7 protein-coding genes are annotated in these 8488 nt (G+C 47.9%); 6 read left to right on the top strand and 1 reads right to left on the bottom strand.

Annotated elements, in window-relative coordinates:
* Positions 1–631 precede the first annotated feature (631 nt).
* Together QZQ08_RS09340 and QZQ08_RS09335 are read left to right on the top strand one after the other, a co-directional pair.
* A complete protein-coding gene (locus QZQ08_RS09340; RefSeq protein WP_296331270.1) occupies positions 632–940 on the top strand; it encodes a helix-turn-helix domain-containing protein in 309 nt (102 codons plus the stop codon).
* 957 nt (positions 941–1897) lie between these two features.
* Positions 1898–2482 (top strand): hydrolase, encoded by a 585-nt coding sequence (locus QZQ08_RS09335; RefSeq protein WP_296331267.1) that lies wholly within the window; start codon positions 1898–1900, stop codon positions 2480–2482.
* Between the two features lie 72 nt (positions 2483–2554).
* Here the strand turns inward: QZQ08_RS09335 and QZQ08_RS09330 are convergent, their stop codons facing one another.
* Entirely contained in the window at positions 2555–3121 is a 567-nt protein-coding gene (locus QZQ08_RS09330) for an ECF transporter S component (protein WP_296331264.1), read from the bottom strand.
* A gap of 232 nt (positions 3122–3353) precedes the next feature.
* On the opposite strand from QZQ08_RS09330, the gene udp reads away from it, so the two are divergent.
* From udp to hcp, 4 genes are all read left to right on the top strand, one after another.
* Positions 3354–4142 (top strand): uridine phosphorylase, encoded by a 789-nt coding sequence (gene udp / locus QZQ08_RS09325; protein ID WP_296331260.1) that lies wholly within the window; start codon positions 3354–3356, stop codon positions 4140–4142.
* 5 nt (positions 4143–4147) lie between these two features.
* Positions 4148–5368, top strand: a complete 1221-nt coding sequence (locus QZQ08_RS09320) for a phosphopentomutase (RefSeq protein ID WP_296331258.1) — start codon at positions 4148–4150, stop codon at positions 5366–5368.
* Positions 5355–5960, top strand: a complete 606-nt coding sequence (locus tag QZQ08_RS09315; protein WP_296331256.1) for a hypothetical protein — start codon at positions 5355–5357, stop codon at positions 5958–5960. The genes QZQ08_RS09320 and QZQ08_RS09315 overlap by 14 nt, the downstream gene beginning before the upstream one ends.
* Positions 5961–6120: 160 nt before the next feature.
* Positions 6121–7743 (top strand): hydroxylamine reductase, encoded by a 1623-nt coding sequence (gene hcp, locus QZQ08_RS09310; protein ID WP_296331253.1) that lies wholly within the window; start codon positions 6121–6123, stop codon positions 7741–7743.
* Positions 7744–8488: the final 745 nt, after the last annotated feature.

Genomic DNA, 8488 nt, shown 5'->3' with positions numbered 1-8488 from the left:
ATTCGATCCACGAGACCCGTTTACGGGTAGCAAGTAACCCCGTGCATGGCTGACCGACCAATTTTTTAACGTACTTGTACGTTGCCAGTAATATGAGGGCTATGCCCGAAAATGAAAAACCAACCGCTATGCGGGTGGATAGGTATTACTCTGATAGCTTCGGCCAGGCGCCGATCTATATACATCAAATTGCCCCAGGCGGGCAGGAGGACGGGGATGGTCTATACCCGAACCGGCCGAAAAATTGAAGCCGGTAGTATATCCTATACGGTAGCAGAATGGTAACTTTTAGGGCATGCTGAGACGGTAAAAAAATCCCCGTAGAGCTAGAAAATATCTGGCTTTACGGGGGATATTTTTTTATAAAGAAGCTTGACAATACACGCTAAAACGAGTATAATAAAAGCATAGAAAGGAGGTGATGCCATTGGACAAGGAAGATTGGGAATGGATAATCGGAATCCTGATTCAATTTTTCTTCTTCTGGTACGACCACCGGAAAAAGAAAAAGCCTCGAAAGCGTAAAACCAGACCAAAGGAAAAACGCTAACAAGGCAAGCAGGTCGGGGCAACCGCCCCACCTGCTCCCATTTTATCATAGAGAGGAGCGTATAGCAATGAGATACTTACTATGGACGGTGGCAGTGGCATTTCTGGTGTTTACTTTGAACTGGAACAAAGAAATGGTGAAAGCAGCCATTACGGGAGGTGTGGTAGTGCTATGGGCAAAGAAGATGATAGAAGCGTTTTGGAAGAAGTAATGACTGCCGCAGAGGCTGCAGAGAAATGGGGACTTAATGCTAGAACCATTCAGCAGTCTTGCACGGGGTATAAAGGAGCACCGCCCCGATTCAACGAAAAGGAGGCACGAAAAGCCGGACGTATCTGGCTGGTGACCCGTGCCGGGATGGAACGGCTTTACGGGCCTTTGGAGCCGTAATGAGGCTTGCCAATAGAGTTTTTAATTGCAAAAATGTTTAAAACAGACAAAGATTAACGGCAAAAATACGGCAAAAATTCTGTGCGAAAAGCGGTCTTTTATGGGATAAAGCAAAAATCCATAAGCATGGCCACCGTGATAGGGCCTATGTTTTGCGAACTGTGAAAATATTTTTCTTATTCTACAAATTATGCCAAATAACGAAAAAGAAGCCTGCACCCTTTGTGGGTGCGGGCTTTTTATATCTGGTCTTTTTCTTGGAACTCACTTCGTAGAGGCAGCTGGCCTTGCTAAGGCAAGGGAATAAAACGGCCTGTGTATTTGAATCAACAACTGATCCTTTGGCGGTGGATATGGAGGGAAAAGGAGCAATCTTTATTCTGCTATCTCGTTATAAACAGCAGAAGGATGATTTGTCCGGGCTGAAAGGCGATTTTTGAAACAAAACAAAAATCTGGGAACCTTGTATGAGGGCAATGAGGTTCCGTAATGATGATTTGATGGGAAAAGTTGTCCATTCATCGACTTTGGACGCATGATAAAAAAACAGGACGCTTATCTCATATGTGTGCCTGATAGGACACTTGCTGTATGAGTGAATGTCATGGTGTGATTGGGCCAGGGATGGGATTTTTTATAGTTCACCGTCTTATCTGTATGACCTATTTCTATATTTTAGACGTTTATTCAATTGTTCCTCAGCTGAACATGCAGGCTGCCAAAACAATCAATAAAAATCAGGTGCCGTAGGCTGTTTGCTATGAACAGTTAGGGAACGAGGAATTGAGCGATTCAAGATTTGTTGGATGAGATTTTAATTGAACGAAAAATATTGAACATCAGGCAAAGGAACCCTTTTTCCTGTAGAGCATTTTTTTGTCTGTAAAATAGGAGTCCTGTGTTATACTGGTAGGTAGAATGATGAGGAAGCCTAGCTTCCGGGAAGGAGCAGAGACGATGGCAAATACAAGACAAGAGGCATGGGAGCTTATCAAGGACTATAACAAGGAACCTTTTCACCGGCAGCACGCCCTGACTGTTGAAGGCTGCATGCGGCATTTTGCAAAATCCTTGGGCTATGGGGACGAAGAGGAGTTCTGGGGCCTTGTAGGATTGCTCCATGATCTTGACTACGAAAAATATCCAGAAGAGCACTGCCGCGCAGAAGAGAAGATTCTTCGGGAAAGAGGATGGGATGAAAAACTCATCCATGCTGTCGCCAGCCATGGTTATCCTCGCTGCAGCGATGTAGCACCGGAACTAGAGATGGAAAAAGTCCTTTATGCCGTGGACGAACTTTCTGGACTCATTGGGGCCGCGGCCCTCATGCGTCCTTCCAAGAGTGTCCAGGACATGGAGGTAAAATCCCTCAAGAAGAAGTTCAAGGACAAACATTTTGCTGCGGGCTGCAGCCGTGATGTCATCAAGGAAGGTGCCGACATGCTGGGCTGGGACCTCAATAAACTATTTGAAGAATCCATCCTTGCCATGAGAAGTTGTGAAGCCGATGTGGCTGAGGCCATGGAAAAGGCTGAGACCTAAGAGAAATGAAAAAGACCGATGAAGGAGGGATGGCCCTTTGCTTCATCGGTCTTTTGTTTGATGCACGTTCTTTCAGGCTTTCTTGAGTCCCATCATGGGCACTGTGGCCTTACAGAGCACCACGGCAAGAAGACTGGAAACAATGTTGCTGACGGCCATGCTGACCGCGCAGTTGATGGCAGAGGCGTAGCTCACGGCATAGGGAACGCCAAGGATAAAGTATTTGAAGGAAAAGCGGATGACCGGTTCTGTTACGACGTTCACAAGGGAGCCGACAAGGCAGGCAAAGAGCACGCCGCGCCCCAAGGTGGTAGGTGAGCTTAGTTTGGCAGAAAATAGATGGGTTCCTGCTTCGGCTACAGCCCATCCCAGGAGAAACTTTGCAAGGAACGTGGGCGGTGCGGATGTGGTGTAGCCCGCCAAGACATCGGCCAGAAAGAGTCCGACGGCTCCTGAAAGGGCCCCATATTTGGCGCCTAAGAGGAGGGCAGATACCATGATGAAGGCGTGGCCTACGTAAATCTTTCCAGTAAGGCCCATGCCCATGGGAATCTCAATGCGCAGATAGGAAAAACAGGCAAATGCCATGGCAGCAAAAAGACCCGCCAAGGTAAGCTTATGGATTTGTTCTTTTGTCATAACAGGTCACATCCTCATTACATGATGGGATTCATTATAGGTTGAAATGTGTTGAAATGTAATGGACAGTTTGAGAAAAAATAAGGAAAAAGTGTACCGGTCCGTTCCATATGGGCGAGGAAAAACAGGGCAATCCCACCCCTTGATTCACGAAAAGTTCGCTTTGCTGTGGTATAATATGAACAGAAAAATATGACCGCATTGGCGGATGAAGATATAGGGAGGCACTGTTATGGCTTACTATGCTAGACCGGAGGAAATCCTCTATCATACCCACCTTTCCCAAAACATGCTCATGGGTGCAAAAATTGCGCTCCTGCCAGGTGACCCTGGGCGTGTACAATCGTTGGCAGAGGCTATGGGACCTGCTGTGGAGCTCGTGAGCCATCGGGAGTATACAAGTTATTTGGCTCAAGTGGCCAGTCAGCCCATCCTTGTTATTTCAACAGGCATGGGCGGTCCTTCAACGGCAATCTGTCTTGAGGAACTGGCCCGTCTTGGTATTAAGCGGGTCATTCGCGTGGGAACGACAGGATCCATCAAGGAATCCCTTGACCTGGGCGATGTTGTCATTATCAAGGGGGCTGTTCGTCTTGAAGGCACAAGCACCCATTATGCCCCCATTGAGTTTCCGGCTGTCGCCGATCTTGATCTGACACAGCTTTTGATCTATGCTGCTGAAATGGAACATATTCCTTATGAAGTGGGCATCTGTGTTTCGAGTGATACCTTCTGGCCTGGTCAGGAGCGCTATGATAGTTTTACAGGTTATGTCCTGCGGCGTTTCCAAGGGAGCATGAAGGAGTGGCAGCAGCTGGGCGTGACCAACTATGAAATGGAAACGGCCGCTGTTTTTGTGACCAGTCAGGCCTTGGGCCTCAAGGCGGCGAGCATCTGTGGCGTTGTTGCCAAAAGAACGGATAGCGAGGAAATCGCTCCGCCTGAAATCTATTATCAGGCAGAAGCCCGTTTCCAGAAAATTGTTAAGAGGGGACTTGAGGAACTGCTGCAAAGGGAGTGAGAATCATGAAACGCTGCATTATCTTGATGATGGATTCCTTTGGTATCGGGGCGGCTTCTGACGCTGCCGAGTTTGGGGACAGCGGGGCCGATACGTTGGGCCACATTGTGGAATGGTACGGGAAGCATCGTCCTTCCATTCCTTTTCAGCTGCCCCATTTGGCATGCATTGGTCTTGTTAACGCCCATACCCTCAGTACAGGTCGTCCCTTGCCCTATCCCATTGGGTCAGAACCAATCAAGGGGGCTTATACATATGCTAAGGAAATGAGCCGCGGCAAGGACACGCTGAGTGGACACTGGGAACTGACCGGTGTGCCCGTAGATTTTGATTGGGGTTATTTCCCTGATGTTCCCCATTGTTTTCCCCAAGATATCATTGAGGGACTTATTACGGGGGGAAATCTGCCTGGTGTATTGGGAGAAAAACATGCGTCAGGAACGGAAATCATCAAGGAACTGGGATGCGAACATATGAGGACGGGCAAACCCATCATCTATACTTCCGCCGATAGTGTTCTCCAGATTGCCGCTCATGAAGAGACCTTTGGCCTCGAACGGCTCTACACCCTTTGTGAAAAGGCGTTTGACTTGGTGAGACCTTATCATATTGCCCGTGTCATTGCCCGTCCTTTCGTGGGAACGGCGGCGGAGAACTTTACCCGGACCGGCAATCGTCATGACTATGCCGTGGCCGCACCGGAAAAGACCCTGGTGGATCGGGTCTATGAAGAGGCCGGCGGAACCTACGCCATTGGCAAGATTGCTGATATCTTTGCTCATCGTGGAATTACAAAACAATACAAGGCCACTGGTCTATCCGCCCTTTTTGATGCGACCTTGAGGGCCCTTGAAGACGCCGGGGACCGCAGTCTCATTTTCACGAATTTTGTTGATTTTGATTCTTCGTATGGGCACCGCCGTGATGCAGAAGGGTACGGGAAAGGACTGATGCTGATTGACAGCCGTCTTCCTGAACTTGAAGCCTGCCTTACTCCTGGCGACCTTGTTCTTGTGACAGCTGACCATGGCTGCGATCCTACCTTCAAAGGTTCGGACCACACGCGGGAACATGTTCCTATGCTCTTTTTTGGAAAGGGTGTAAAACCGGGGCCTTTGGCACCGATGGAAACTTACAGTGATGGAGGACAGATTCTTGCCCATCATTTGGGTCTTACGCTTAAGCGGGGAACACTTCAGGAGGTGATGGACCATGAAGCACGCTAAGAAAACGCTTACGGCATTGCTTTTTTTCCTTGTGGCCCTGCTTGCTGGAAATCTTGCCTTTGCCGCCCCGTCAGCATCGAAAGATGCCTTGTCCCGTAAATTCATTGCTTTTTATTGCTTTGACGGGACGGGAAAAGTGACGCCGTCCCTAAGGAACTTATGGCAGCGGCAAGTGCGGCAGGCATATCCCCGCGTTTCCTATACGTTCCTAGATGATCCAACCATCCTGCAAAAGGGGCGGGATGGACTTATTTCCCTAGTCCAAAGCGGTGATGAGCTTACGACAGGTGATCTCGAACGGGTCGCAGCTGCGACGGAATCGGATGTCGTAGCTGTCATGGTTGTCCATACGATGGAATCCTACTATGTTGAGGCCCTGTTCCCCTTCTGGGAAGATGGCCCTGAAACCTATGTGAGAACCTTGTCCGCCGCTGATTTTTACCTCTATCGCAAGGAAGATGGAAAATTCAAGAAAAAATTCCTGCGCAAGGTGGAAACAAAGGATGCTGCCCTTGCCACTGCGCCGGAAAAGGAAATTCAGTATGCCCTGAGTGATTTTGCCCGCTCTTTTGAAGGCTTACCGCTCATCTAAAAATAGTTCATGACATCCCTGTCAAAAAGTAGGGATGTCTTTTCTTTATGTTGTTGAAACAACCGATTCCGAAAGCTTCACCGCTTACAATAAAGACATCAGTTGATGAACCATTCCATTCAAATGAGTGGGCTGTGGCCCAGAAAGAGAGGATTTGAATATGTTTTGTTATCAGTGTCAGGAAACAGCAGGGTGCAAAGGCTGCACCGTCAGCGGTGTCTGTGGGAAGCGCCCGGAAGTTGCAGCGCTTCAGGATCTTTTGGTCTATGCAACCAAAGGCCTGAGCAGTGTTACGACGGCTCTTCGCAAAGAGGGAAAGGCCGTGGCCATCGATGTCAACCATATGGTTACGCTGAACCTTTTCACGACCATTACAAATGCCAATTTTGATGATGTCTCCATTCGCGCCCGTGTGACGGAAACCCTTAAGAAAACGGCAGAGCTGCGCGCACAGCTGCAGGATGCATCCGGTCTTTCCGAAGCGGCCCTCTGGTCTGCACCGGAAACGGACTATGCAGCAAAGGCTGCCGAAGTTGGCGTCCTTTCCGAACCCAATGAAGATATCCGTTCCCTTAAGGAAACCATCACGTATGGCCTCAAAGGTCTTGCTGCTTATCTTCATCATGCAAATGTCCTGAGTCATGAAGCTGAAGAAGTTGATGCTTTCATTCAGCGTGCCCTTTCCGATATCCAGAAAAAAGACATCAGTGTTGATGATCTTGTCGCCCTTACCCTTGAAACGGGTAAATATGGTGTTCAGGGCATGGCCCTTCTTGATACGGCTAACACCGATACTTATGGCCAGCCGGAAATCACGGAAGTGGACCTTGGCACCCGCAGCAATCCGGGAATCCTTATTTCCGGTCATGACCTGAAGGATCTGGAAATGCTTCTGGACCAAACGGCTGGAACGGGCGTCGATGTCTATACCCATGGTGAGATGCTGCCAGGCCATTACTATCCGTTCTTCAAGAAGTATCCGCATTTTGCCGGCAACTACGGCAATGCTTGGTGGAAGCAGCGTGATGAATTCGAAAGCTTCAATGGTCCGATCCTGATGACAACAAACTGCATCGTACCTCCGAAAGACAGCTACAAGGGCCGGCTGTGGACGACTGGAGCTGCCCAGTATCCGGGTTGCCGTCATATCGAAGAGGCTGCCGATGGAACGAAAGACTTCAGTGCCATCATCGAGCAGGCTAAAGCCTGCAGTGTTCCGACAGAGATCGAAAGCGGCAAGATTGTTGGTGGATTTGCCCATAATCAGGTCCTTGCTCTTGCTGATAAGGTCGTAGACGCTGTTAAGAGCGGCGCAATCAAGAAATTTATTGTCATGGCAGGTTGTGATGGCCGTCATACGACCCGTGATTATTACACCCAATTTGCCAAGGCACTGCCGAAAGACACGGTCATCCTCACGGCTGGCTGCGCAAAATATCGCTACAATAAACTGAATCTCGGCGATATTGGCGGCATTCCCCGCGTTCTTGATGCCGGTCAATGCAATGACTCCTACTCCTTGGCACTCATTGCTCTGAAGCTGAAGGAAGTCTTTGGCCTTGATGACGTAAACAAGCTCCCTATTGTCTACAACATTGCCTGGTATGAACAAAAGGCTGTGATTGTTCTGCTTGCCCTCCTAAGCCTGGGCGTCAAGAATATTCACCTGGGCCCCACACTGCCGGCCTTCCTCAGCAAGAATGTAGCCAATGTACTTGTTGAAAACTTCGGAATTGGCACTATCTCCAATGTGGAAGATGACTTGGCCCTCATGATGAAATAATATCCAGAAATAATATAAGTAGGCTCCTATCTAAACCAAGTGTTTGGATAGGAGCTTTTTTCATGGAAAAAACAACCCGTCCATGGAGTCCTGAAGCCTCAATGAAAAGTCTTGATCAAAAGGGCGTCAGGAATCTTGCAGGCGTAGGAAAACGGTGAGACGAACGAAGGAAGATCATCAGGAGAAACAATGTGCACGACATGTCTATGGAAGGCTGGAAGGCAAATCTAGGCTTATCTTAAGGCGCTGTGCAAGGCCGGAAAAGAAACAAAAGAAAGAATAATTCGCAGATCCTTTTCCTCAAAAAAGTAAATTTCAAAGAAAAAGAGACTAGGAAGAAAGATAATCCAAAATTATCGGATAGAAATGAGGACGGAAAAAGAATTAGTTCGGACTATATCGAACAATAAAAATGGAAAAATTGAAATACGCAAAACAAAGAGTGAAAAGATGATAATTAGTGGAAAATAAAGAGAATAGAAGAAAATTTTATTGGATAAACCCAGATATTCTAAATAAACAGGATAATATGAGTTTTGCCTAAAAGTCCCTTCTGTGCTATTATAATCAAGCACTCTCCCGAAGGGGTGAGGCCCACAAAAAGAACTTCAAATGACAACAAAAAAGTTGTTGACAAGATGTTCTGAAAGTGGTAAGATATACAAGCTGTCACCGATAAGGACGACAGCAAGGAACGAACCTTGAGAACTGAATATTGATTGACAGATGTGCGGGTCAAGTCACT

It is taken from the genome of uncultured Acidaminococcus sp., assembly GCA_900538365.1.
GTDB lineage: Bacteria > Bacillota > Negativicutes > Acidaminococcales > Acidaminococcaceae > Acidaminococcus.
The sequence above is the reverse complement of the archived record's forward strand: the minus strand, read 5'-3'. Positions and strand labels throughout refer to the sequence as shown.